General features: G+C 61.4%; 17 protein-coding genes and 1 tRNA gene. 11 read left to right on the top strand and 7 right to left on the bottom strand.

The annotated features are described in order from the left end of the window. Positions 1–77: 77 nt before the first annotated feature. The 5 genes from AACI_RS12585 to AACI_RS12565 all read left to right on the top strand — a co-directional run bounded on the left by AACI_RS12585 (position 78) and on the right by AACI_RS12565 (position 10,642). A tRNA-Gly gene (locus AACI_RS12585) sits at positions 78–151 on the top strand. A 2,772-nt stretch (positions 152–2,923) separates the two neighbouring features. Beyond that, positions 2,924–5,920: a DNA-primase RepB domain-containing protein gene (locus AACI_RS12580; RefSeq protein ID WP_218917087.1), complete on the top strand. Its 2,997-nt coding sequence runs from the start codon at positions 2,924–2,926 to the stop codon at positions 5,918–5,920. A 606-nt stretch (positions 5,921–6,526) separates the two neighbouring features. Continuing rightward, positions 6,527–7,597, top strand: coding sequence for a replication-relaxation family protein (locus AACI_RS12575; protein ID WP_012811790.1), 1,071 nt, complete (start codon positions 6,527–6,529; stop codon positions 7,595–7,597). 135 nt (positions 7,598–7,732) lie between these two features. Beyond that, positions 7,733–8,926 (top strand): hypothetical protein, encoded by a 1,194-nt coding sequence (locus AACI_RS12570; protein WP_218917086.1) that lies wholly within the window; start codon positions 7,733–7,735, stop codon positions 8,924–8,926. Positions 8,927–9,301: 375 nt separating this feature from the next. Then, positions 9,302–10,642, top strand: a complete 1,341-nt coding sequence (locus tag AACI_RS12565; RefSeq protein WP_012811788.1) for a hypothetical protein — start codon at positions 9,302–9,304, stop codon at positions 10,640–10,642. A gap of 111 nt (positions 10,643–10,753) precedes the next feature. On the opposite strand, the gene AACI_RS12560 is transcribed toward AACI_RS12565, so the two are convergent. Genes AACI_RS12560 through AACI_RS12550 form a run of 3 tightly spaced genes read right to left on the bottom strand, consistent with a single transcriptional unit; the run spans position 10,754 to position 13,013 of the window. Next, complete coding sequence (locus AACI_RS12560; protein WP_012811787.1) at positions 10,754–11,245, bottom strand: hypothetical protein; 492 nt, start codon at positions 11,243–11,245, stop codon at positions 10,754–10,756. Next, positions 11,242–11,964: a tyrosine-type recombinase/integrase gene (locus tag AACI_RS12555; RefSeq protein ID WP_012811786.1), complete on the bottom strand. Its 723-nt coding sequence runs from the start codon at positions 11,962–11,964 to the stop codon at positions 11,242–11,244. Before AACI_RS12555 ends, AACI_RS12560 begins: the two co-directional genes overlap by 4 nt. Further along, positions 11,961–13,013 (bottom strand): tyrosine-type recombinase/integrase, encoded by a 1,053-nt coding sequence (locus AACI_RS12550; protein ID WP_012811785.1) that lies wholly within the window; start codon positions 13,011–13,013, stop codon positions 11,961–11,963. The genes AACI_RS12555 and AACI_RS12550 overlap by 4 nt, the downstream gene beginning before the upstream one ends. Positions 13,014–13,395: 382 nt before the next feature. Between AACI_RS12550 and AACI_RS12540 the strand changes: the two genes are divergently transcribed. Continuing rightward, positions 13,396–14,004 (top strand): hypothetical protein, encoded by a 609-nt coding sequence (locus AACI_RS12540; RefSeq protein ID WP_218917085.1) that lies wholly within the window; start codon positions 13,396–13,398, stop codon positions 14,002–14,004. A gap of 202 nt (positions 14,005–14,206) precedes the next feature. Here the strand turns inward: AACI_RS12540 and AACI_RS12535 are convergent, their stop codons facing one another. Continuing rightward, the gene (locus AACI_RS12535) at positions 14,207–14,935 is read right to left on the bottom strand and encodes a metalloregulator ArsR/SmtB family transcription factor (RefSeq protein ID WP_245530801.1); all 729 of its coding nucleotides are present in this window, start codon (positions 14,933–14,935) and stop codon (positions 14,207–14,209) included. A 185-nt stretch (positions 14,936–15,120) separates the two neighbouring features. Between AACI_RS12535 and pdo the strand changes: the two genes are divergently transcribed. Continuing rightward, positions 15,121–15,768, top strand: a complete 648-nt coding sequence (pdo, locus tag AACI_RS12530; RefSeq protein ID WP_012811782.1) for a protein disulfide oxidoreductase — start codon at positions 15,121–15,123, stop codon at positions 15,766–15,768. 85 nt (positions 15,769–15,853) lie between these two features. On the opposite strand, the gene pgaD is transcribed toward pdo, so the two are convergent. Next, positions 15,854–16,297: a poly-beta-1,6-N-acetyl-D-glucosamine biosynthesis protein PgaD gene (pgaD, locus tag AACI_RS12525; RefSeq protein WP_012811781.1), complete on the bottom strand. Its 444-nt coding sequence runs from the start codon at positions 16,295–16,297 to the stop codon at positions 15,854–15,856. After that, the gene (gene pgaC / locus AACI_RS12520) at positions 16,294–17,526 is read right to left on the bottom strand and encodes a poly-beta-1,6-N-acetyl-D-glucosamine synthase (RefSeq protein WP_012811780.1); all 1,233 of its coding nucleotides are present in this window, start codon (positions 17,524–17,526) and stop codon (positions 16,294–16,296) included. Before pgaC ends, pgaD begins: the two co-directional genes overlap by 4 nt. 400 nt (positions 17,527–17,926) lie before the next feature. Here pgaC and AACI_RS12515 point away from each other — a divergent pair, with 400 nt between their 5' ends. From AACI_RS12515 to AACI_RS12500, 4 genes are read left to right on the top strand one after another with little or no spacing between them, the layout of a single operon-like run. Continuing rightward, positions 17,927–19,237: an FAD-binding oxidoreductase gene (locus AACI_RS12515; RefSeq protein ID WP_012811779.1), complete on the top strand. Its 1,311-nt coding sequence runs from the start codon at positions 17,927–17,929 to the stop codon at positions 19,235–19,237. Between the two features lies 1 nt (position 19,238). Then, positions 19,239–20,567 (top strand): (Fe-S)-binding protein, encoded by a 1,329-nt coding sequence (locus AACI_RS12510; RefSeq protein ID WP_012811778.1) that lies wholly within the window; start codon positions 19,239–19,241, stop codon positions 20,565–20,567. After that, complete coding sequence (locus tag AACI_RS12505) at positions 20,564–22,093, top strand: FAD-linked oxidase C-terminal domain-containing protein (protein WP_012811777.1); 1,530 nt, start codon at positions 20,564–20,566, stop codon at positions 22,091–22,093. The genes AACI_RS12510 and AACI_RS12505 overlap by 4 nt, the downstream gene beginning before the upstream one ends. Before the next feature lies 1 nt (position 22,094). Further along, positions 22,095–22,883 carry an IclR family transcriptional regulator gene (locus AACI_RS12500; protein ID WP_394295638.1) on the top strand — a complete coding sequence of 263 codons (789 nt, stop codon included), beginning with the start codon at positions 22,095–22,097 and terminating at the stop codon, positions 22,881–22,883. A gap of 99 nt (positions 22,884–22,982) precedes the next feature. Here the strand turns inward: AACI_RS12500 and aceB are convergent, their stop codons facing one another. After that, a complete protein-coding gene (aceB, locus tag AACI_RS12495; RefSeq protein ID WP_012811776.1) occupies positions 22,983–24,587 on the bottom strand; it encodes a malate synthase A in 1,605 nt (534 codons plus the stop codon). Between the last annotated feature and the right edge of the window lie 126 nt (positions 24,588–24,713).

Here is a 24,713-nt window from a genome sequence, read left to right as displayed (position 1 = left end):
TGACCAGCGCAGAGATCTGGGCGGTTGATTGGACTTGAATCCTCCCCACGAATCTGATATTCTCTTTGCCGTGACATGCGGGTGTAGTTCAACGGTAGAACTCCAGCCTTCCAAGCTGGCGGCGGGGGTTCGACTCCCCTCACCCGCTCCATCTGATAAAGACAGGCCGCTGCCCCGGAGTTGGGGTGGCGGCCCTTGCTATATCCGAGAGAATGCGAAATACAAACAAATGTTCGGATCGAGAAATACAAACAGATGTTTGGGTTCGGTGCGGGATGGGAAACGAACCTTGGGTGGGGGAAATCGAACCGGAAGGGCACACCGCCCCTGGGGGGATCGGAATCTGCGCCGGAACATATATTTCCGAGACCACGGAAGGCATCGAGAAGGCGCATTCGAGATGTCCCCCGGCCAGAGATACGTGGGCAGATCGAATCCCCATCTTCTCGGGGCCACGGAAAGCGAGAGAGATATGTGCTCCGGGACGGATCCGAATGCACACCGCCCCCGAATCGCCACCAATCGACACATCGCCTCCCGGGAGCTGTGCAACCTCCGAGCCTTCGAGTGCAACCTCCCCGGAGAAGGTACACAACTCAAGAAGCCCGTCGCGACGCGGATTCTCGGGCTCCAGTGCAACCTGTGCACCCTCGAAGCGAAATTTCTCTCGTTCCTCCGAAATGTGCAGAGGGGGGAGGGGGGATCCTCCCCTTCCTCGTCCATCGAATCCGGCACACCGCCCCTGGGGGGATCGGAATCTGCGCCGGAGCACATATTTCCGAGACCACGGAAGGCATCGAGAAGGCGCATTCGAGATGTCCCCCGGCCAGAGATACGTGCCCCAGGGGGAGATGTGTCTTCTCGGGGCCACGGAAAGCGAGAGAGATATGTGCCCCGGGACGGATCCGAATGCACACCGCCCCCGAATCGCCAGGGACCGACACCCATCGACACATTGCCCGGGGGAGCTGTGCAACCTCCGAGCCTTCGAGTGCAACCTCCCCGGAGAAGGTGCACAACTCAAGAAGCCCGTCGCGACGCGGATTCTCGGGCTCCAGTGCACCCTGTGCACCCTCGAAGCGAAATTTCTCTCGTTCCTCCGAAATGTGCAGAGGGGGGGGAGGGGGGATCCGGTCCTTCCTCGTCCATCGAATCCGGCACACCGCCCGGGAGTTGTGTACCCTTCTTGCCCCCCGAGTGTACCCTTGTGTACCCTCTGGCGGAAAAGGTACACTGCCCAAGAAGCCCGACACGACGCGGGTTCTCGGGCTCCAGTGCAACCTGTGCACCCTCGAAGCGAAATTTCTCCTCTCCATTCCAACACATGCAGAGGGGGGATCCGGTCCTTCCTCGTCCATCGAATCCAACACACCGTCCCTGGGGGATCAGAATCTCCGGCGGAGCACATATTTCCGAGACCACGGAAGGCATCGAGAAGGCGCATTCGAGATGTCCCCCGGCCAGAGATACGTGCCCCCAGGGGAGATGTGTCTTCTCGGGGCCACGGAAGCCTCCGAGATATGTGCCGCAGAGCGGACCGGAGAGGCACACCGCCCCGAATCGCCACCAATCGACACATTGCCGCCCCCGGGGAGCTGTGCAACCTCCGAGCCTTCGAGTGCAACCTCCCCGGAGAAGGTGCACAACTCAAGAAGCCCGGCACGACGCGGGTTCTCGGGCTCCAGTGCAACCTGTGCACCCTCGAAGCGAAATTTCTCCTCTCCATTCCAACACATGCAGAGGGGGAGGGGGGATCTGGCCCTTCGTCGTCCATCAAATCCAACACACCGTCCCTGGGGGATCAGAATCTCCGGCGGAGCACATATTTCCGAGACCACGGAAGGCATCGAGAAGGCGCATTCGAGATGTCCCCCGGCCAGAGATACGTACCCCAGGGGGAGATGTGTCTTCTCGGGGCCACGGAAAGCGAGAGAGATATGTGCCCCGGGACGGATCCGAATGCACACCGCCCCCGAATCGCCACCAATCGACACATCGCCTCCCGGGAGCTGTGCAACCTCCGAGCCTTCGAGTGCAACCTCCCCGGAGAAGGTGCACAACTCAAGAAGCCCGGCACGACGCGGGTTCTCGGGCTCCAGTGCAACCTGTGCACCCTCGAAGCGAAATTTCTCTCGTTCCTCCGAAATGTGCAGAGGGGGGATCCGGTCCTTCGTCGTCCATCGAATCCGGCACACCGCCTCTGGGGGACCGACACCAACCGACACGCCACTCCCTTCGCTCGTCGCCCCGGGGAGTGTGCCGCCCGTCGGTCTTTCCGGGTAGATATCAGCCGGGGCAATATCTACCCAGGTAGATATTCCGCGCATGAATATCTACCTCAACGAACCGCGCCACGACGCGGTTTCCGGGCTCGGGGTAGATATGTAGATATCTGCGGGCTAGTCTTAGTCCGGTTCTCGATTACCAGAGGGGGGGGAGGGGGGTTATTCAAGGGGATGCGAACAAACGTTCCGTCTTGTACTCCCCTCCACACCCATTCTACGTTTTTCCCGTCGGTTCCCCGAGATTCGAAAAATTTCTCCTCGTCTTGTCGATTCGGGGGCTTGACAAGGGGTCGGCAGTCCATTCTACAATCTCGCCACAGAGTTTTGGAAGGAGGTGGTGTAGTATCGCGGAGAGGGGGACGAAAACACGACGAAAGGCGCACGGCTGGCACCCGCACGCCTTTCAACAGCTTCCTCTTCGCAACGGCGGCGCCGCTGCAGCGTGTTTGTTTTCAGTTTATTGCACAGCGGTGCCTCCGTCAATGGATTTCTATTTCATTCCACTCATCAATTCAATCCATTGAAATTCCACGGAGGTGCACATTTCAACCATGAACATGGATGTTCTTGCGGTTTCTCTTGATGAAGAACAGACGATCTCGCGGCAACAAGGCGGGGAGTTTCTTCCCAACCTTGAAGTGGCCAGAACGTTTCTGCGCAAACTTGTGGCTGCACAATTGCCCCTGGCTGGCGATGGAGCTCTTTATTTCGAACTTGCATTCCGGGACGAGACACAGAAAAACGCGGTCCTGAAAGCGAGCATGGCCCGCGTTGCGGGCGGAGATAGCCCCGAGGGTGTCGCAGACACGCTTGCCCGGATGATCCCCTCCAACAAGGCGGCGTACATCGGCATTGTCCCGCGGCGCAAATATTCCCCCAAACACGTGACCAAGGACCAAGTGCACACCCGCACGCGTGTGCTCTGGCTCGACATCGACGACTTCTCAGGTTCGTGGCAAGACTTTGCGGAGAAGTTGCCCGCTTCGCCAAACTGGGTCACGCATTCCGGCCACGGGTTGCATTTGTATTTTCATTTGGACAAGCCTGTGTTCATTGAACAAGCAGAGTCCATCATGCGGGAGCTTGCAGAGCGAATCGGTGCGGACCACACCTTCGATCGCGCACGCGTCCTCCGTATTCCGGGGACATGGAACCGGAAGTCCGAACCGCCTGTTTTGGCAACCTTGGAAGAGGTGGACGACACACCGCGCCCGGCGGAGGCGTTTCTCGCGCTATCTCCGGAGGGGCACATACCGTCGTCCTCCAAGCAGGATGTGCAACTTTCCGGCCGGGATGTGTCGGACGCGGAGGTCGAGCGCGCCGTGGCGCGCCTGCCAAGGCGGATCCGGGTTCTCCTTCGGACAGGCGAAGACCCGAGCCCGGAAGCACGGCAGGATCCGAGCCGTTCGGCGGATCAGTTTACTGCTATCCGCGCCATGGTTGCTTGTGGGTTCGACCCCGACTTGATCATCGCAATTTTTACAAATCCTGATTTTGCTCTTTCCGCCCGTACGCTCGAACGCGAAAAGTGGCGGAAGGGCTCGGGGGTTCAGTCGGTCCTGGCGGATATTCGCCGGGCGAAAGAGCGCATGTGCGAAGAAGAGGCAGAACTTGTCCAGCGGTTCCCGCGCGTGGGGAAAATCCGGGCAGTCTTGTCTTTCTTCGAGGGCGACTCGAAACACGCTGTGCCGGCTGCTTTGAAGTCCCGCTGGTTGCGCGAATTCGCCGACAGTACCATCCGGGAACTCCAAGACTGCGCCCGAGTCATTGTGGACGAGCGCGAATCCTTGGGTACTAGTGAGGCGGACAAGTTTCGAGTCCGACAACTGGGGCGCATGCAACAAACACTCGATGATCTCACAGAACAAGTGCTCTTCTTGTTGCCTTTTTCCGACCTGGTGACCAGAGATCCCGCAATCTTCGCCCCCGGGTCCCGGTTGCACAAGGAGATGAACAGCCACGCGTGGTGGAAGCGAGCTGTGCGGCGAAAAGAGGCGCTTAATTACTACCAGCACGCACGTTTCGAGTCCGTGGGCAGGTTCACGCAAGAGCTTCTTGCCATCCACGATGACCTGGGACGCCACATTGATCGTGGGAGTTACAGGTGGCGCAACTTCGTCGTTCAGGCGGCCTTCCAGACGATTTCCGAACAAGGCAAGTTTGTGTGTGCCAACCTTCCCGACGCGGACGCAAAACTGTACAACACATCGGGTGTGTACTACCGGATGGCGTCCGGGGACGTAATCCCAGTCGAGTCTGGGGATTTCGACACGTTTCTGTCTACGACACTCCGGATCCCCGATCAGTCGCTCCGCGGAAGCGTCGTGGACGAGATCAGCACACACCGGCACGTTTTCGATCGTGTGTATGTCGGGTTCGTGAGCGGGTTCAACAAACAAGAGGGCGCCATCTACATCGACTGCGGAAGAAACAAACTGCTGCGCGTCGCAGCGGACGCGCCTCCTCAGGAAGTCGAAAACGGCGCGGGCAGCATTCTGCTCCGGTCGTATTTGCGGCCCTGGAAGTATACCTCCAACCGCCCACAGGGACTTCTGGACCGCCTGGTTCGGTCCATGGCTGTGGACACCTCCGACGGGCAACCGGAGGAGTACACCAAACAAGCCGCGAAGATGTGGCTTGTTGCAAACTTCCTGCGCGGGCTTGTGCCGGTCTATCCGATTCTGTCGATCGAAGGACCGCCCGGAAGCGGGAAAACGACCTTGGCACACCTTCTTCTGGCCTGCATCCGGGGATGTGCGGAAGATCCGACGCAAAATATGCCAAACGACGACCGGAGCTTTTTTGCCACGCTTGCAAACTCGGGAGTCCTGGCTTTCGACAACGCGGAATACATCCCGTCGAAGGGCATTTTGGACATTCTCGCGCGTGTGTATCAACGAGGGACGTTCAAACAGCGCAGGTTGTACCGAAATGACGAAGAAGTCACGGTCAACTCCGACGCGTTTGTGGCTCTGACGGCCATCAATCCGCCGTGGGGGCGCGCGGACATTGCGTCGCGATGCTTGAACTTACCACTTCGGAGATGGCATGACGCAAAAAATGGGGAGCGGGAGCGTGCATCCTCTCTTCTGGCCTGGACGCTGCAGCATCGAAACGAAATTTTGAGTGAGATTGCCGACAGCATCCAAAAACTACTACAGTTCCTGGCGGAGCGCTCCTGGGATCCCGTGCATGTGCCCATTGAACACCGCATGGGGGACTTTGTCGATCTCATGTCGACCTGGGCTATAGCGAACGCCGAAGGCAAAGACCAGGCGCGCATGCTTGAGTGGTATACGGCCATGTGGAAGGCTATCCTCTCTCGGCAGTCGAAATTTATACTCGACGAAACCGGCCTTGTGGACCTGCTCATGAAGTATCTTGAACGGCATAAACAGAACGGGCCACGATTCAAGAAAACGACCAGCGATTGGTACAGGGCGCTGGAAAATGCATTTGGCGATGAATTTAGCGCAATCTGCAAAACCGCCCAGGAACTTGGGAGAAAGTTTCGCGACCTCCGAGACATACTTTCGCAAATCGGGATTACCCTTCGACAAGCTGGCGGGCGTCGCGGGAGTTCGCAGTGGGAAATCGACATTTCGGGTTGGGTGGAGGACACCAACTCGCAATGAGCAGGGAGGGGAATCCCCCTCCCCCTTCTCTTCTTTCTGGCATGGGGTTCGGGTAGGCGGGAAATATCTACCCTTCTACCTGGAGCCCGGGAACCGCGTCGCGACGGGCTTCGTTGAGGTAGATATTTGGTGTTGGAATATCTACCTTGGTAGATATTGTGTCCCTTCGGATATCTACCCCGACCCCCTGGCAGGGCACACACCCACTGGGCGCGGCGGTGTGCCAGGAGCTCATGTGGCGGTGTGCCGAATATTCTCCCGCTGTGTTTCTGCACATTTCCCATACATTGACAAGTGCAATTCTTGAGTGATACAATGGAAATATCAGGAGGAGTCCGGGGCGGGCACACGGAGACCTCGCCGGACCGCTCGGCAATCCGCTCTTGCGCATGGTCTCCCTGCGCGCCTTCCTTGGATTCCCCTGCGCACATCGCACCCATTGGAGCTGTGCCCCTTGCCGAGGCTCTCCGGCGCGGCTCGGTGCACATGCCGTCTCCGCGACTGTTTTGGTTGCGCAAATATACACCTGCACACCCAGAACACCGCGCGGGGACACAGGGCGCGGGCTGTGCACAATTGCCCATTTCCGAGAGGAGGAGACTCAGCATGGCAGAACACGAACTGCTTCCCGATCCGCAGGATCCCGATTCCATCCCGTCCCTGGAGGGTGTGCCCTTGCCGCCCCCATCGTCGCCCGGCAAGGAGCCGCCGACGCCTGCTTCCCGTTCGCGGCGGAAGCATGCGGCTGTGTCGAGCTGGCGGGACCACCACCAGGCGTATCTCGACGCCTTCGCCCGGTACGGTGTGCTCTCCCGCGACATGCTCGCTGCGATCACTGGACACTCGCCATTGACCATCCGGACCGCCTTGCACGAAATGGCCCGCGCTGGGCAGGTGGAATACCACAGATTGCGCGGCGAATTTCTGTACTACCCGACACCTGAAGGGCTCGCACTGTCCCAATACTCAAGTGTCGCCCGGAGCAAGAAGGAGGCTTTCGGTCTCGCGGCACACGACCTCGTGGTGAATACCCTCGTGTGCAATTCGATTGTCGCGTCCTTCCCGCCCAAGTTTGGGTTCGTTCGCTGGCTCGGTCCCCGCGAGGCCCGGGAGGAGCTGTGCCAGATGTATGGATTCGAGGAGACGGACCGATCTCGGCAATTGCAATACACCCCGGACGCATATCTCGAATTCTATGCGGAGGACGACCAGGGGCGCCGGGGGAACTACCCGGTCGTGCTGGAGGTGGACCTCGGCACGGAGACGACCGCGAGGGTTCTCCGCAAATTCGAGGCGGGTGTGCGGGCGCTTGCCCTCCGGCGCGATGGCGCGGAGCACAATCTGCTCTGGATGTTTGTCTGCCCGTCTTCGCGATTCTCTCGGGTCGTTGACGCGATGCACGAGCGGCTCCTCGCCCTGCGGAACGACATCCCCGCCCGGCAGTTTCCGCGCGTGCTTGTGTCGTATATCCCGGAGGAGGCCTGGCGGCTGTGCTCAGTACCCAGGCGAGCGACAGATCTTGCGACAGGCGAGAGCGCAACCTGGACGGGGCGCCCGTGCGAGGCGGTGGATCTGGAGGATTTCGTCGGTGTGTCGATTGCGCGGAACCCGATCACGAAGAGCCGAGTGGTGCGGACCCAGATCCCGAAGCTACTCGAATCCCTGCGAGAGAGCTGACGGGCAGGCGCGAATCTATTCTCCGATTCAGGAATTTCACTAGACAATCTGGAGGGAGGTGTGCTATTCTTGTCTCGGGAAGCAACCCAATACATTAGAGGGAGGACTCGTATGGGAAAGAGGCATTCGAGGAAGATGGGCAGGTCGGCCATGTTTCGCGCAGCGGCGGTGCTTGCGACGGCAATTGGTGCGACGAGCGCAGTGATGAATGGCGGAAATGTGAATGCGGAAGTAGTGAATACGAAGGCGGAAGCAAATATTCAACTTCCGGCGGTGAACATTCCGGAGGTGCCCCCAGGATTTCCGGCAGGCCCGCTCGTGATTGGCCCGGGCAACTGGTTCAACATGTACATCAATAACAAGAAGGCGAACGGAGTTGCTGCCATTAAGGATGGTACAGCGGTCGATCCTGCATCTGGAAAGAGCACGACCTATGTGCCGATCTGGTATCTTATGCACTATCTGCAAGAGGAATTCGGCATTCAGTCAAAGTGGGACGGGCACAACTGGTACCTGACCCTGCCGTCGAATATGAAGTTCTCGATGCCAGCCGTACAACCGACAAACGATCCAAAGCGGAGAAATGTGTACGTCAATGGTCAATGTGTAGAGACGCCATATGCGCTCGAATACGTTGATCCGGCGGCGGGACCGCTCAGCAAGCAGCAGACGACCTGGTTCCCAATCTGGTATCTGCAGAACATCATGAATCACATCGAGGGAATGAATAACTTCTGGGAAGTAAACAGTTGGTATATCCTGTACGGGACGACGAATTCAAACTCAGCGAATATTGTGTCGGACAGCCCGGACGTTACGGCGACCGAAAATAACGGGGTGTACACCCTGCACCTGACAGAACAAGGGGCACAGGACATTGTAGATTTGAGCAACGAGCTGACTGCGAGCGAAATTCAGAACATTAAATCGGAGTCTGCATATATTATCGACAATACGCAAGTTTGGTACAAAGACGGCTGGACGTATATCAAGACTGTGAACTTCCCGGAGGGGTTCCCGAATAAGAATTACTGGTTTGTAGCAATCGGTGATTTCACCAACCAGAATATCGACGCACAATATTCTCTGAATAATGGCGCAACTTGGAATAATGTGTCGGGTTCCTACTATACGCTGAATCCTGCGCACGGTGCTAGCCCAAGCAACACAGAACCCTATGTGGAAATTCGCTATCCATCGACAACCGATCAAGGAGCCATCAACTTCGGCGGCAACAATATAGATGGCCACTATGATGGACCATTCGCACAAGCTGTTTTTTGGTCCTCGAATGGAAAATTCTTCATTAATTGGCAACTGAACGTGTGAACCCATCAAAATCTGTTATTGCATAAATGTCCACTGACCCGGGGAGGGTCTACTTTTATTGCCTTTATTGGCCATTCGTTCCCGAGACGCATGGTGCGTTTCGGTTGTAATTGAAATATTGAAATCGGGTTTGACCCCAACGGACATTTTGCAAGCCCCCAATGCTGCAGGGAGTGCTCTCGCTCCCTGCTTTATTCGTTTTTCAAGGTTCTTTCCGTTCTTCCTCGCTGTTGTCCTGTTTGGTTCCATTTTATCATTCTCTTCCTCGCCCAGCAACGGAAATTTCCACATCATATCCCACGCTCCCGATCATTGTATATCTATATTCTATATGGTAAAATCGATCCTAGAAAGACTTTCCGGCGAGGTGTGATTATGCGAAAGTCTAGGCTTATTCGAGCGTCGGTCTCATCCGGAGCAGCGATCATTGCCGCGCTCATCGTGCTCGGTGTACATTCACGTGTGGTACATGCAGGATATATCACGACCCCCAACTATGACTGGCAACCACCTTCTCCGGCAAGTCCATCAGGGAATTTGCCGCTATATCCGGGCGGGACCGGAAATGTTAATATGAGCGTCGAGCAGATATTTTATGATTACAGCCTCATTACCGATCCCGGACTGGTATCCACATATTCCTGTCAGACAAACGGGCAAACGCTCGTTGGCGGGGCGGAAGTTACCCTGTCCTGGCCCGTAGGCGGAGGTGCATGGGACTCCTATTATTCAAACATGCCGCAGGGACAGCACCAGTATCTCCAGGCCCAGGATTACCTATTCGCCGTCGCGAACGGGAAATATTATTGGGACGGCTTCATCATGGCCTACGATGACCAGACATTGTTGCAAAGGAATCCGGGTGCTCCTAATGGATACATTATGGCAGAATCCTCGTTGGCTAATACGCTCGCCGAGCAAATGGAGGGCAATGTGTCCTGGGAGCAAACGCATTTCTTCCAATATGCATATCAGAATGTATCGGGTGGATCCAATTCAGGCGGATTTGGTTCCTCTAATTCTTTTTCCGGTTATGAAGTTCTTGACTGGAACCTCGTTCACTGGCTTTCCGGCGCAGTAACCGTCGAGAGTTCGTATGCAGGAACAAAATGGATGGCCTCACCAAACCCATCTCTCTGGGCTGCATTTTGCGATACATCGCTCAATCAGTTTATCGAGGAGGTCCTATTCGCTCCCACCCTTCAATCGAATATTTTATCTCTTTCTGCTAAATATCCCACGGTCGTTGCTGGGCAGAATGAAATTATACATGTGGTCGGGGCTCAATACACATACGAGACCCAGGCCCATCTCGAGGCCGCCGAGCTCATCGGCCCGAACGGCACGACTTGGTTCACCAAATCCGATTTCCAGAACGATTATGGCACGTATCCCGGCGGCGGGTCGTACATCTGGGATCCGTACTCCGCAGGGTACTCCCAGGCCTTCGCTCAGGCCTTCTCTTCCGGACCGCACGATGGTGGACCAAACAGCGAACAGAATCCCGACGACATGGTATGGATTAAGGGCGGGCGTCCCGGTGGGTACGGCTCGGCGGTGAATTACATCAGCGAGAACATGACGCTCAACACTACGGGCTGGGCGCCGGGGACGTACAAACTCAATCTGTGGGAGCTTGATCAATTTGCGCGCGGGAATTTGAGTCAATACGATCCGACGACTGGATATTCGCCGCCAATCGAGTTCGCTGCCTGATTCGCACCCTTCGCATCCACAGAGAGACCGGGGCGGACACACGCACCCCGGCCTGTGCAGTCTGGTTCTCCTCTCGACAACTCTCCGGAACACACCACCTCCCCAAATGGTTCATTCGACCAGCTGCATTCGCAGAGAATACGCATCGACGCAATACCCGAGGATCCGCGCTGCCCAATCCGCCAGAGGGCCGTCGTTCTCGTCCGGAACCCACTCTGTGCCGTCCCGCATGGCGAAGGGGCGCCAGGGCTCGGACCACCGCACGGCTTCCAGGATGCGGTCCTGGTCCGGCTCCCACCGGAAGAGCCCGACGAGCTCCTCGCAGTGGAACCAGAGGATATAGATCGGCACATCCCCCGGGCCGTGGCAAGCGGCGACCATCAGGGTGTGTGTGTCGATCTGCCAGTGCTCCAACTTCACCACCTCGACGGTCTGAGCGGCCCCGGGCGAGTCCTCAATGTCGATCCGCAGGCAGGAGTCGACCGGCAGTGTGCACAGGAGCGAAGCCAGGGCGGGCTCCGGGAAACCCGCGCGCAGAAGCAGCGAGAAGACGGGCTCCCGCATCGGGGAGCCGGGTTCGGAGAGCCGAATATGCCAGTTCATTGTGTGTCCCTCCTCGGGGCGCAGAATTGGTGGTACGCGCCAGACTGGCGCAAGAGTTTCGCCGTCACTCGCTCGGGTTCGGGAATCTCGGCGACTTGTGCGTATTTCTGCAAGCGTCGATTGAATTTCTGTCCGTGGATGTGGCGCGGCCGTCCGAGAGTATCGAGGAACAGGACGGCGGTGTGCACATGCCGCCTGTGGGCGAGCATGCCGAGCGCGAGCTGCCGCGCGGGTTCCGGGAACTGCGGGACGTCTTGGGTGCGAAGGTCGGACAACTCTCGCAGGCGCCGACCGAACCACAGGAGCCAGGCACAGAGCTGGTCCTGCACGCCAAGATGTGTGTTCGGCATGGCGGCAAGGAGGCGCAGAAATTCGCTCTGGGACAAGAGGCGCTTGTTGGTCAGCGCGACCGGATCGGGTGTGCGGCCGAACGGGTTCTGCTCCGAGGGAATGCGCCCCGTGAACACGGCGAAACTGAAGAAGACCTGCACCGCATAGTATCGGTGCCGCCAGGCTGCCGGGTGCGCGTCCTTGTCGATCCGGGCAAGGAACTGTGCAATGTGTTCGGGGCGCACGTGCTCGATGCACATCGCGCCATTCGCTTCGCATCCCGAAATAAACTCCGCGATCTGCCGACACACCGCCCGGGCGTATGGGCGCGTGTTGTATTGGAGCTGGTAGTCTGCAAATTCCTCGAAGAACTGCCGGAGCAAGATCATTCCTCGATCCGCCTCCGCACCGACGGGCGCCGCTTGCCGGGCGCGCCACCGAGATGGTCGATTGGGCTGTGCTGCTGGGTCAGGATCTTCTGCGCCTTCGTCTCCGCCACAGCCAAATACCGTTCGGTCGTGCGAGTGCTGGAGTGGCCCATCTGCCTTGCCAATGTCACCAGGTCTCCGCCCGAGCGCACAAGGAACTGGATGGCGAAGGTGTGCCGGAGCTGGTGCGGGTGGATGTGTGGCACACCCGCCCGCTCGGCGTATTGGGCGAGCCGCTTCCAGTACGCGTGCCGGGAGAGCGGATGGTATGCGCCCGAGACGTCAAGATATACCGAGGGGAACAGGAGATCCGATCCGACGCCGCGCTTGCGGAGCCACTCGGACAACAGCTCCCGCGTGGCTTGTCCAAAGTACACAGTCCTCCCCTTGCCGCCCTTGGCGTGCACTGGCGGGACCCAAAGCGCGCCCTCTCGCAGGTCGAGATCTTCCACTTTCGCAAGGAGCGCTTCCCGGATGCGGAGGCCTGTGTCGAGCACAAGGACCGTGATCGCGAGGTCCCGGAATTCGACCCACTGGCGCTTGTCGAAGACCGCGAGCAGCTTCTGCACGTGGTCCTCGGAGACTGGGAGCACCGCATTGGTGGGCTCGCGCAATCGCCGGACGCCATCCGCCGGATTGGAGAGGAAGATCCCCTCGGCGACGCCTTCCGAATAGAAAGTCTTCAGGACCCGGAGGCGCCCATTGATGGTGAACACAGACAGGTTGATATTCAGGCAATGGTCGACGAAATTCTGGATGTCATCCGGGGTCACATACCCGGGCGGGAGGTTGCGGACCGCGCACCAGTCGGCAAAGGCCTGGATCCTCTGTCTGCGTGTCTCGATGCTGCCTGGCTTGTGTCCTGCGCGGCGGGCATTGGCAAGGAACCAGTCCACAGCGGCGAGCCAGGACATGCGAATCTGCTCCTTGCGGCTGGTGGGCGAGTCAATGGGCACAGGTTGCCGCGTGGCGTCGGCGCGGACGCGGGCTTTGAATTGACCCCGCGGCATGGGGCAACACCTCCAAGGGAAGCGAACTCAGGAGACCAGTCCAGGGAGTGCTCTCGGCGTGCCAAGAGGCGGTGTTCGTGTGGTGGACTGGTATCCTAGAAAAAGTAAATCACACAGGCGGCGAATCTGGCAATCTATGTATTCGGTGCCTCGGAGCAAGCACAGAGAGGCATTGGGGGATGGAAACCGAACGGGAAACCAGCCTTCCAAGCTGGCGGCGGGGGTTCGACTCCCCTCACCCGCTCCATGGCATAACCACCGCGCCAGATCCAATCTGGCCGGTGGTCATTTCGTATACGGGGGGCGATTTCCTCCCTTGAGACTCACTTTGCTGCTCCTGATCACGCTTGTCTTAAGCGCTGCTGCCTCGACGGTTGACTGGTTGATCAATCTCCTGGAAACCAGGCACGTCATACCGCTCATCGTGGGCGTCGCCGCGGCGCTCATCATCTTCTTGACCACTGTTGCGACGGCGAACTGGTGGGCTGCAAAGCTATGTTTTACTTTTCGCGGCGTCCCTCGTTGGCACACCAGTCAGTGGCGTTCCCTCGGTCCTATGGTCATTGGGGGCATTCTGGTGTTTGTCGGCGCCGCCGCGATCGCACACCTCACCATGCCCCCAGGAAATCAAGCTGCGCTCTCGATTGCGAAGATTTTGATTTTGGTCGTCTTGTGCGTCTGTTGCTTCGGTGCCCTCACCGTAACCGACGTTGCGATGGTCCTGGCGATCACCGGGCTGGGTACGAACACTTGGCACTGCTTCGCGTCCGCTGTGCAATGGCTGCGATCCCGCCCCTGGCCACTGTTCTTGACGTCTGCCGCTCTGATCGCGTTTGAGGAACTGGCTTCACTCGCCGTCAGCGCACTTTCGAAGGCGGCGGTGGCCGACTTTTTGCGTGACACCCTTCTCCTTGCGTACGGGCCTCTCTGGGTATGGTGCTTCTCGTGGGTTGCCGGTGAAGCGCGGGCATCATCCCTAGAGGAGCGATGACGTTGCGATGATTTCCTGACGTGCCCCAAGGGAGATCTCGCGATGCATCGCTCAGAGGACAGTGGCTGCTCCCTTTCGGTTTAGGACCGCGGCGCTCGAAACGATGGGGGTGCGATGTCGCTCTCCATCATCGAGACGAGCTTGCGCCACACATGTGGCCGGCCCAAAACGGGACTGGGCCGACTCTACACACGTCACCCAATCACGCGAGCGCCTTGGCCACGCCCTCCAGGCCGCGGACCATCGCTTCCCAGCCCATGCGAGCGCCTTGGTACGCCTGTTCGGCCTGAATGTTGCGCTGTTCGAGCAGGAGCCGCGTCGTACCTTCGGCCGTTTCTTCCAGCTTCCACTCGATCTCGTTTTTCTCTCCGAGGCTCTCCCACGTGTACACGAGCCGGTGTGGCGCTTCCACTGCGAGAACCTCTCCTTCGACGACTCCGTTCCATCCGTCGGTCCCCTGCATCTTGAAGTAGAACCGATGCCCCACAATCGGGCGGAACGTGTTCTCTTTGAAAAACATCCACTGGGTCAAAAGCTCGGATTCCGTGAGGGCTCGCCACACGGCCTCCACCGGGGCATCGAGATGAAACTCCAACTGCAGCGTCTTCATCGCATACCCTTCCTTTCTGAGAAAACCTTGCAGGCTCAGGACCTGCGCACGCCAGAACGATTCATAAAACGACACCCAGTCATACACCTGCTTGAGGGGCGCGGCGTTCAGGCGGTACAACGTCTCGCGGCCGCGTCGGCGCTCCGAGACGATTCCAGCCTGTTTCAAGACCGCCAGGTGCTTGGACACCGCCGTTCTTCCGATGTCCATTCCTTGCATCAGGACGTGGAGTGGCAACTCGGATCCGGCGGCGCCCATTTTCTGGATCAAGTCCCGGCGATGCGCATCCGCGATGGCTCGAAACACGTCCGCCAAGGCCATCCCTCCGTCCATCGTGCCACCCATCGGTGTCGTGTGTAGAACAAGACACCTTTTGGTGTCGAGTCAAGCGTGGAACGATGTGGAGTGCGAGTTCCTTCGTCTGATCTTGACACCACATACCCGTATGGGTATATAGGAATCAGAACGATGTCAACGCATGTGGATGAGCGCAAGGGGGAGTCAGGATGCTGTCCTCTCGGGATCAGGCCGCGATTCGCGAAAGGCTCGCGGATCTCAAACAGCCCGTCGTCATCAAGTTCTTCGAAGCGTCCCTCGGTTGTCCGACGTGCCCGGAGATTCGCAGCCTCTTGAGACAGGTCACGGAATTGTCTGATCAGCTGACGCTCGAGGTGCACAATCTCTACATCGATGAGGAGGAGGCCAAGAAGTACGGCGTCGACCGGGCGCCGACCATCGTGTTAACGGACGGATCGCGCAAAGACTACGGCGTGCGCTTCTATGGGACGCCGTCGGGATACGAATTTGCGACGCTCTTGGACGACATTCGCATGATGGCAAGCGGGGACTCGGGGCTTTCCGCGGGCACGAGGAGCCGCCTCGCGGAGCTGAAAGAGCCCGTAGATCTCAAGGTGTTCGTCACGCCGACGTGTCCGTACTGCCCGGCGGCGGTCAGGCTCGCGCACAGGTTCGCGTTTGAGTCGCCGCTCGTGACGGCGAGCATGATTGAGGCGACCGAGTTCCCCGAGTGGGCCACGCGGTTCAACGTCTACGGCGTACCGAAGACGGTCATCAACGATTCGGAGGCGTACGCCCTGGAGGGCGCCGTGCCGGAGGACGTCCTGCTGGAGCAGGTCCTCGCGACACAGGCGTGATAAGCGCGGCCGAACCGATACGAGTTCCGCACAAAACAACGATACAATCCAAAGGGGCGCGGTCAACCCACCGCGCCCTTTCCACTTACCGGTCTCCTGGCCAATCGACCATCTTTTCGCGCTGCCAACGCTCGATCTCGTCCACAGGCACGCCGAGCATTTCCGCGAGTTCCGCGTCGGACACGGGCGCGGGTGGCCTGCGCCTGCGGAGGCGGCCGAACCGCAGGCGGTTGTACGAGGCCCAGCCGATGAACACGGCGGCCGACATCGCGGCGACCGTCACACCCATGCGAAGGACGCCAAGCGGCGTGGCGCTCGGCAGCAGATCGAGCACGTACAGGTGAAACTTGTGCCATCCAAGGAGCCAGAGCAGCGCGGACGCGAGGACCTGCACCGCCACAGCGCTCACCCACAGCCACCCCGTCAGCGTCACCGCGGTTTCAAACCATTGCCTCGGCCGAGTCGATCGCGACCCGCGCCGCACGACGAGCTCATCCCACTCCACTCGCGACTTCTCAGGCAGGCTCATGCCGACACCCCCCGATCCGGGCTTTTCCACGTGGCGTACCGCCCGCGCCGAGCCGCCCACATGGCCCAGCACGCCTTCGGCACCGCCCAGACCACGACGAACGCGCCGATCATCCAATACGCGGCCGGATACCAGATGGCATAGAAATAGTAGCGCCAGAGCGAGTCGCGCTCGTATCGCTGCTCAATCCAAAGGGCGACCGAGGTCTGCACTAACGATGTCAGGCCGAGCCACGTCCCCGTCTCCGCCACGTACGTCCAGGGAATGCCGTGCGCCACGTCAAATGCGAGGGTCCACACGAGGCTCACAACCCAAAGGTACGCCCAGGCGATGCCCAGGAGCTCTTCCACATAGAGCGGGATCATGCGCCGATTCTTCCAGGTCCAGAGGACCGAGGCGTTGCGGATGAGGACCTCCACGCCGCCCTGCGCCCAGCGAGCGCGCTGGCGGATGAGGCTCCGCAGGCGCTCGGGCGCCCACATGAAGCAGAGCGCTCGCGGCTCGTATCGGATGTCCCAGGCTCGCCGCTCGAGCTTCCAGGACACCGCGATGTCATCCGTCACCATGTCCTCGTCCCACATGCCGCAGTCCACGAGGGCCCTCTTGCGAAAGGCCGCAATCACGCCCGAGACCGTCATGATCTTGCCGAGCACGCGCTGCGCGCGCTTGATGAGCCCGATGATGCTCGCGTACTCCAGCACCTGAATCTTTCCGAGCAGCGTACCGCGATTTCGAATGCGCGGGTTGCCCGTCACGGCACCGACGCGCTCGCTGCCCGGGGCCACGAAGTGCCAGACGAGGAAGCGAAGCGCGTCCTTCGCCAACACGGCGTCCGCGTCCACGGTCACGAGGATCTCGCCTCGGGACGCGACAAGCCCAGCGTTCAGCGCGCGCGCCTTTCCGCGCTGAACGGGCAGGTTGACCACGCGAACTCGCGCATCGCAGGCCGCCATGCGTTCGAGCACCGCGCGCGTGTCGTCCGTGCTGCCGTCGTTCAGTGCGACAATTTCGTACGCCGGATAATCCAACTGAAGCATCCGGCCGATGGTGTCTTCGAGCACATCCCCTTCGTTGTGGCAGGGGATGAGGATGGAAACAAACGGCGTCTCGGGGAGGTCCGGGGATTCGGCGAAGGGGTGGCGTTCGCGCCGCCAGGCATAGACACAGCCGCCCACCATCCAGACGATGCTCATGACAAAGGGATACAGGAACAGAAAAGAATGCACCATGCGCCGTTTGCTCCTCACTGGACTCGAGCTTCCACCGCGGCGATCCGGCCGAGTCCCTGCGCCGGATCGCGCGAACTCGCGGACCGCTCCGCGAGCTTCGATACGAATATGTTGTGCGCAATGCATTTCCGACGGCACATGCCCAAGCGACAGCCTAAATTTTTCATTAGCGAAGTTCAAGACGCGATGGTGGAACGGGGATCAATCTCAAATTGGGGCCCAATTTCATCGTACAGCGGCTGGCTGTCCGGGCCAAGAGGAACTTGTGAGAACGGCGTGCGAATTTACCAATTGTTTTCGTCATTTCGTTGTCGTAGAATACATATAAGAATTCAGAACCGTATTCTGCATTGCAGAACCCAGGGTCGCGCTTGTCGCGACCGTTGGAGGCGATATCACCTTGCCGCTTCAATCCAAGCCATTGCCGGCCGAGACGGCGGATGCGCTCCATCAGGCAACGGGCCTTCGCGCGCGCGCCGTGCCCATGTGCACCCTCCATCCGGCCGAGTCGTCCAAGGACACCTGCGTCGTGGAGGCAAAGAGCGAGGCGGACGTGATCGCCGTGCTCGCGTATGCGCACGAGCGAAGCCTGACCGTGCTGCCTTTTGGCTCGGGCCGCCACCTCGCCTACGGCCCGCCGGCCGAGGTGCCGGACATTGCGCTCATGCTACGGCCCATGAACCGCGTGACGAGCTTCTCCCCGGGCGATCTCGTCGTCTCCGCCGAGCCCGGCATCACGCTCGCCGAGCTCGCGGCGGTGCTCTCGGAGAAGGGACTCATGCTGCCGTACGATCCGCCTGTGCCCGCGGCCGCCACCTTGGGCGGCCTGCTTTCGGCAGGTCTCAGCGGACCGCGCCGCGCGCTTTACGGCAGCCTGCGCGATCTCGCCATTTCGCTCCGCGTCGCCCTCGCGGACGGACGCGTCATCCGCACCGGGGCGAAGGTCGTGAAAAACGTGGCCGGCTACGACATGACCAAGCTGTTCATCGGTGCGCGCGGCACGCTCGGCGTCGTGACCGAGATCACGCTGAAGCTTCGGCCGCTGCCCATGCACCGCGAGACCGTCCTCGTGCGCGGATCTGCCGTGGCGCTCGCCGAACTGCGCTCGTGCATCGCGCAGTCGACGCTCGTGCCAAGCCGCCTCGAGATGGTGTGGCATGCGGACCTGGGCACGGACTTCGTCCTTGCCGTCGACTGCGATGAGCCGAAGCCCTCCGCGAAAGCGCAGACCGACGCCATCCGCGCCATGTCGCGCGATCTCGGCCTCGCCATGGACGTCGTCGAGGGTGAGGACGCGGACGCTTGGTGGTCGGATCTCTCCCGGCGCCTCGCGGAACGCCGCGTCTGTATCCGCTTACAGGGGCCGCCCACATCGCTTCTCGCCGCCATGCCGCGCGCGGTGGAAGCGGCGTCCGCGCTCGCCGAGCAAACCGAGGGCGTGACCGCGAGCGCCGGAGGCCTGACGGGCGTCGCGCGCATCGCGTTCGATCCCGCCCGCGCTATGCTCGACCGCCCCGCGCCGCTCGGCGCCATCGCGGATCTGGCCGCCAGCGCGTCGCTCGACATGGTGGTGGAGCGCGCGCCCGCCGAGGTTCGCGCCAAGCATCAGCCGACCCTGGCGCCCGCGGCGCTCGCCCTGATGCAGCGGCTCAAGTCGACGTTCGATCCCGACAATCTCTTATCGCCAGGCCGCTTTTGGGGAGGGATGTGAGATGGTGAACGAGCCCACGGCCGTCGCTGCGAAAGGGTCCGATTTTCGCTTTCCGGACGCGCCCGAGGAAGAGAAGTACTCGGTCTGCGTGCATTGCGGCTTCTGCCTGGAGGTGTGTCCGACGTATCAGGCGTGGGGCGACGAGAATCATTCGCCCCGCGGGCGCGTGTACCTGATCAAAGCGTGCGCAGAAGGCGAGCTTCCGCTCGACGAGAGCGTGATCGATCCCGTCTTCACCTGCCTCGACTGCCGGGCCTGCGAGACCGTGTGCCCGTCTGGCGTGCAGGTGGGGGCGCTCGTCGAGGAGGCGCGCGGCCAGGTGTTTTACGCGCGCGACGCGGAAGGGAAGCGGGACCCCGTCATGCGCTTCTTCCTGCGCGGCGTGTTTCCGCGCCCGGCGCGCCTTCGGATCATCCGACGTCTCATGCGGTTCTATCAGAAGTCGGGGCTCCAGAAACTGGCGCGATCGACCGGCGTCCTGCGCGTGCTGCCGCCGCAGGTGCGCGAGATGGAGGACGTCATCCCGGAAATCGGACGGGGGCCCGCCATCGACGTCCTGCCGGAAACGATAGCCCCGCAAGGGGAGCGCAAGGCCACGGCGGCGCTTTTCACGGGCTGCGTGATGGACGTGTTCTTCTCCGACGTGAACGAGGCCACCGCGCGCGTCCTCGTGCGAAACGGCGTCGAGGTGCGCGTGCCCAAGGATCAGATCTGCTGCGGCGCGCTCCAGGTGCACGCGGGCGATCGCGACATGGCCCGCGAGATGGCGAAGCGAAACATCGAGGTGTTTGAGCGCGCGGGCGCCGATTACGTCGCCATCAACGCGGCCGGCTGCGGCGCCGCGCTGAAGGAATACCCGGAGCTCTTCCGCGACGACCCGGCCTGGCGGGATCGCGCCGTGCAGTTCTCGTCCCGCGTGCGCGACATCTCTCAGCTCCTCGTCGAGGTCGGCTTCGATCCGCCGAAGGCCGAGCTGCCCATGGCCGTCACGTACCACGACGCGTGCCACCTGTTCCACGCGCAGAAGATCCGGTACGAGCCGCGATCGCTGCTCAAGTCGGTGCCGGGCCTGACGCTTTGCGAGATGCCGGATTCCGACCGATGCTGTGGCAGCGCGGGCATCTACAACCTCACGCACCCGGCGATGGCTAACGAGCTTCTCGAGCGCAAGATGGACGACGTGCCCGAGGGCGTGGACGCCATCGTCATGGGGAACCCCGGTTGCATGATGCAGATCCGGCTCGGCGTCAAGCGCAGGAACCAGCCATTGCGCGTCATGCACACGGTCGAAGTGCTCGATCTCGCCTACCGGAGGGAGGGATCGCGATGAGGGACGTCCACATCGACAGGCTCGTCGAGATCGTCGGCGAGCGGCGCTGCCTGTGGCGACCGCACCAGGTGAAGGCGTACGCCTGCGACGGCTACACGGCCGAAGAGGGGCTGCCGCGCGCGGTGGTCTTCCCGGAGTCGACGGACGAGGTGGCGCGCATCTGCCGCTATCTCTACGAGAACGACATTCCGTATCTTCCGCGCGGCGCGGGCACGGGCCTGTCGGGCGGCGCCACGCCGACGGGGGGCGAGGTCGTCATCAGCCTCGCGCGCATGAACAAGCTCCTCGCCGTCGACTTCGACAACCTGCGCGCCGTCGTGCAGCCTGGGCTCGTGAACCTCACGCTCACGCGCCGGGTCTCGCACGCGGACTGCTACTACGCGCCCGATCCGTCCAGCCAGTCGGTCTGCACCATCGGCGGGAACTTCGCGGAGAACGCGGGCGGTAGCCACTGCCTGAAGTACGGCGTGACCACGAACCACGTGGTCGCGGCCAAGGTGGTGCTGCCGGATGGCGACGTGATCGACGTCGGCGCGCCGTTCGGCGACGCGCCGGGGTACGATCTGCTGGGGCTTCTGGTCGGCTCGGAGGGGACGCTCGGCATCGCGACGGAGATCACGGTCCGCATCCTCAAAAAGCCGCAGGCGCTCCGCACCGCGCTCGCCTACTTCGATCGCGTCGCCGACGCGTCCGACACGGTGACGGACATCATCGGGGCGGGCATCATCCCGGCCGCCATCGAGATGATGGATCAGCTCGCGATGCAGGCCGTCGACAAGAGCAACTATCATGTTGGCTATCCGACGGACATCGAGGCGGTTTTGCTCATCGAGGTGGACGGCCTCGCCGCGGGCGTCGACGAGGTGATGGCGCGCGTGGTGGAAATTTGCCGCCGCCACCGCGTGCGCGAGGTGCGGGTGGCGCAGTCGGACGCCGAGCGCGCGCTCTGGTGGTCCAGCCGCAAAATGGCGTTTGGCGCCATGGGGCGCATCTCGCCCGACTACATCGTGCAGGACGGCGTGATTCCGCGCACGCGCCTCACCGAGGTGCTGCAGAAGATCGACGAGGTGAGCCGGCGATACGGGCTGAAGATCGCGAACGTGTTTCACGCGGGCGACGGCAACCTGCATCCGCTCATCCTGTACGACAGCCGCGTGCCGGGCGAGGCCGAGCGCGCGGTCAGGGCCGGATCGGAGGTGCTGCGGGCGTGCGTCGACGCGGGCGGGAGCATCACCGGCGAGCACGGCGTCGGCATTGAGAAGATCGGCGAAATGGCCTATATGTTTTCCGAGGACGAGATCCATGCGCAACGCGCGGTCAAGTCCTGCTTCGATCCGAAGGGCATCGTGAACGCTGGGAAGCTCATTCCGCTGCCCGGCCGGTGCGTCGAGGTGAAGCGGGCGCGCGAGATCATCGAGGAGAATTGGCAGATTCTCAACTCGTTCCCGGATCAGGCGGCCGTGCAGGCGCGGGGCGCCTTTGTGCAGGAGCCCGGCAGAGAAGCATCGACGAGCGCGCAAGGATGAGGTGAACCGTTTGGAGGACTACACGGTCAAGTCGGTCGACAAGGCGCTGCTGTTGCTCGAGGTGGTGAGCGAGCACCCCGACGGCATTGCCATCACGGAATTGGCGCAGTCCGTGGGCATGTACAAGAGCACGGTGCACCGCCTGCTCGGCACCATGATGCGGCGCGGCTACATCGAGCAGGATCCGGTGAGCGGGCGGTACAAGCTGGGCTACACGGTGCTCGATCTCGGCATGAAGCTCCTCTCTTCCATCGATCTGCGCCGGGAGGCGATGCCCGCGCTGCAGGAGCTCGCGCTCGCCTCGGGCGAGGTGGTGCACCTGGCACTTCTGGACAGGGGCTCCGTGGTCTACATCGAGAAGGTGGAAAGCCCCAACACCATTCGCATGCACTCGCGCGTCGGCACGCGCGTGCCGGTCCATGCGACGGGGCTCGGCAAGGCCATCCTCGCGTTTTTGCCGAAGCGCGAGGTGCAGGACATCGTCAGGCGATACGGGTTGCCGCGGCTCACGCCACACACCATCACGGACGCGGACGCGTTTTGGGCGTCGCTCGAGGAGACGAGATCGACCGGATTCGCGTTTGACATGGAGGAGCATCAGGAAGGGGTGTGCTGCGTGGCCGCGCCCATCTTTGCGCACGACGGGCGCGTGATGGCGGCGGTGAGCGTGTCGGGGCCGGCCCTGCGCATGACGCGCGAGCGGATGGTGGAGCTGGTGCCGCTTGTGAAGCGGGCGGGGGAGCGCATCTCGGAGCGCCTCGGATATCGACGGGAGCGCGTCGCCCCGTAGTCGCGGATCGTCCGAGTCAAGAAAAAGAACCCCGCCAGCTCGGCGGGGTTTTCACGTGGGGATGGTTCAGGCGCCGCGCGCCCGAAGGCGAGATCTGCGTCACGCCAGGTGCTCGTAACCCGGCAGCGTCAGGAAGTCGACGAAGTCGTCCTTCGTCGAGATGTCGTCGAGAAGTTCGGCCGCGAGCGGGAACTTGCTCTGTGCGTACGCCTCCTCGCCGATCTCGTCCTTCAACTTGCGCAACTCCTCTTCGAGAATCTGCCGGAACAGCTCCACCGTCACCTTGCGGCCGTCGTCGAGGACGCCTTTCGGGTGATGGATCCACTGCCAGATCTGCGCGCGGGAGATCTCCGCCGTCGCCGCGTCTTCCATCAGGTTGAAGATGGGCACCGCGCCGGAACCGCGCAGCCAAGCCTCGATGTAGCGAAGCGCCACGGCGACGTTGGTGCGCAGGCCGCCTTCGGTGATGGTGCCCTGCGGGACCGCGACGAGATCGGCCGCGGTGACCTGGACGTCCTCGCGCAGGCGGTGCAACTGGTTGGGCGTGGGCATGAGGCGATTGAACACCTCCATCGCCACGGGCACGAGACCCGGGTGCGCCACCCAGGTGCCGTCGTGGCCGTCCTGCGCCTCGCGCTCCTTGTCCGCGCGCACCTTGGCGAGCGCCTCCTCGTTCGCCTTCGGGTCGTTCTTGATGGGGATCTGCGCCGCCATGCCGCCCATCGCGAACGCCTTGCGCCGATGGCACGTGCGGATGGTGAGCAGGGTGTACGCGCGCATGAACGGCACCGTCATCGTCACCTGCGCCCGGTCAGGCAGGATGACCTCCGGGTGATTGCGGAACTTCTTGATGTAGCTGAAGATGTAGTCCCAGCGGCCGCAGTTGAGCCCCGCGGCGTGATCGCGCAGCTCATACAGGATCTCGTCCATCTCGAACGTCGCGAGGATGGTCTCGATGAGCACAGTGGCCTTGATGGTGCCGCGCGGGATGCCGAGCGCGTCCTGGGCGTAGTTGAACACGTCGTTCCACAGCCTCGCCTCGAGGTGGCTCTCCATCTTCGGCAGGTAGAAGTAGGGCCCGGTGCCGCGCGCCAAAAGCTCCTTGGCATTGTGGTAGAAGTAAAGCCCGAAGTCGACGAGCGCGCCCGTGGCCACCCGGCCGTCCACCCGGATGTGCTTCTCGGGCAGGTGCCAGCCGCGCGGGCGCACGATGAGCACCGCAACTTCGTCATTCAGCTTGTAGTGCTTCCCCTCGGGGCTCGTGTATTCGATGGTGCGGCGAACTGCGTCCCGCATGTTGATCTGACCCTGCACGACGTTCTCCCAGGACGGTGCGCAGGCGTCCTCAAAGTCCGCCATGAAGCACTTGGCGCCCGAGTTCAAGGCGTTGATGACCATCTTCCGGTCCGAACTCGGGCCCGTGATTTCCACGCGCCGATCCTGCAGATCCGCGGGGATGGGCCCGACCGTCCACTCGCTCTCGCGAATCTCCTTGGTCTCCGGCAAGAAGTCCGGCCATTCGCCCGCGAGCAACCGCTCGTCCCGCTCCTTGCGCAGGCGAAGCAGTTCGTCCCGCCTCGGACCGAAGCGGCGCTCAAGCTCCGCGATGAATTGAAGCGCGTCCGTCGTGAGGATTTCGGCGAACTCAGGCCTGTATTCGCCCGTGATTTGCACGCCCTGTGGGCAAGCGTACGATCCCGCCATCCGAATCTCTCCTCCCTCGCAACCCTGGGTACGCTTTCATGATAGCACGTCGTTGTGCAAGAAGAAACACTGTTCTGAATTACAGAACAGCGCAGGGGTGAGGCGCTCTGCGCGGCGCATCCATCG

It is taken from the genome of Alicyclobacillus acidocaldarius subsp. acidocaldarius DSM 446, from assembly GCF_000024285.1.
GTDB classification, from domain to species: Bacteria; Bacillota; Bacilli; order Alicyclobacillales; family Alicyclobacillaceae; genus Alicyclobacillus; species Alicyclobacillus acidocaldarius.
Note: the sequence above shows the minus strand (reverse complement) of the source record. Positions and strands in the feature narration are given on the sequence as shown.

Bases quoted from the DNA above. Each gene is read 5' to 3' on its own strand.
- AACI_RS12575 (WP_012811790.1), top strand. From the start codon at position 6,527: ATGGCAGAACACGAACTGCTTCCCGATCCGCAGGATCCCGATTCCATC.
- AACI_RS12570 (WP_218917086.1), top strand. From the start codon at position 7,733: ATGGGCAGGTCGGCCATGTTTCGCGCAGCGGCGGTGCTTGCGACGGCA.
- AACI_RS12565 (WP_012811788.1), top strand. From the start codon at position 9,302: ATGCGAAAGTCTAGGCTTATTCGAGCGTCGGTCTCATCCGGAGCAGCG.
- AACI_RS12560 (WP_012811787.1), bottom strand. From the start codon at position 11,245: ATGAACTGGCATATTCGGCTCTCCGAACCCGGCTCCCCGATGCGGGAG.
- AACI_RS12555 (WP_012811786.1), bottom strand. From the start codon at position 11,964: ATGATCTTGCTCCGGCAGTTCTTCGAGGAATTTGCAGACTACCAGCTC.
- AACI_RS12550 (WP_012811785.1), bottom strand. From the start codon at position 13,013: ATGCCGCGGGGTCAATTCAAAGCCCGCGTCCGCGCCGACGCCACGCGG.
- AACI_RS12535 (WP_245530801.1), bottom strand. From the start codon at position 14,935: ATGGCCTTGGCGGACGTGTTTCGAGCCATCGCGGATGCGCATCGCCGG.
- pdo (WP_012811782.1), top strand. From the start codon at position 15,121: ATGCTGTCCTCTCGGGATCAGGCCGCGATTCGCGAAAGGCTCGCGGAT.
- pgaD (WP_012811781.1), bottom strand. From the start codon at position 16,297: ATGAGCCTGCCTGAGAAGTCGCGAGTGGAGTGGGATGAGCTCGTCGTG.
- pgaC (WP_012811780.1), bottom strand. From the start codon at position 17,526: ATGGTGCATTCTTTTCTGTTCCTGTATCCCTTTGTCATGAGCATCGTC.
- AACI_RS12510 (WP_012811778.1), top strand. From the start codon at position 19,239: ATGGTGAACGAGCCCACGGCCGTCGCTGCGAAAGGGTCCGATTTTCGC.
- AACI_RS12505 (WP_012811777.1), top strand. From the start codon at position 20,564: ATGAGGGACGTCCACATCGACAGGCTCGTCGAGATCGTCGGCGAGCGG.
- aceB (WP_012811776.1), bottom strand. From the start codon at position 24,587: ATGGCGGGATCGTACGCTTGCCCACAGGGCGTGCAAATCACGGGCGAA.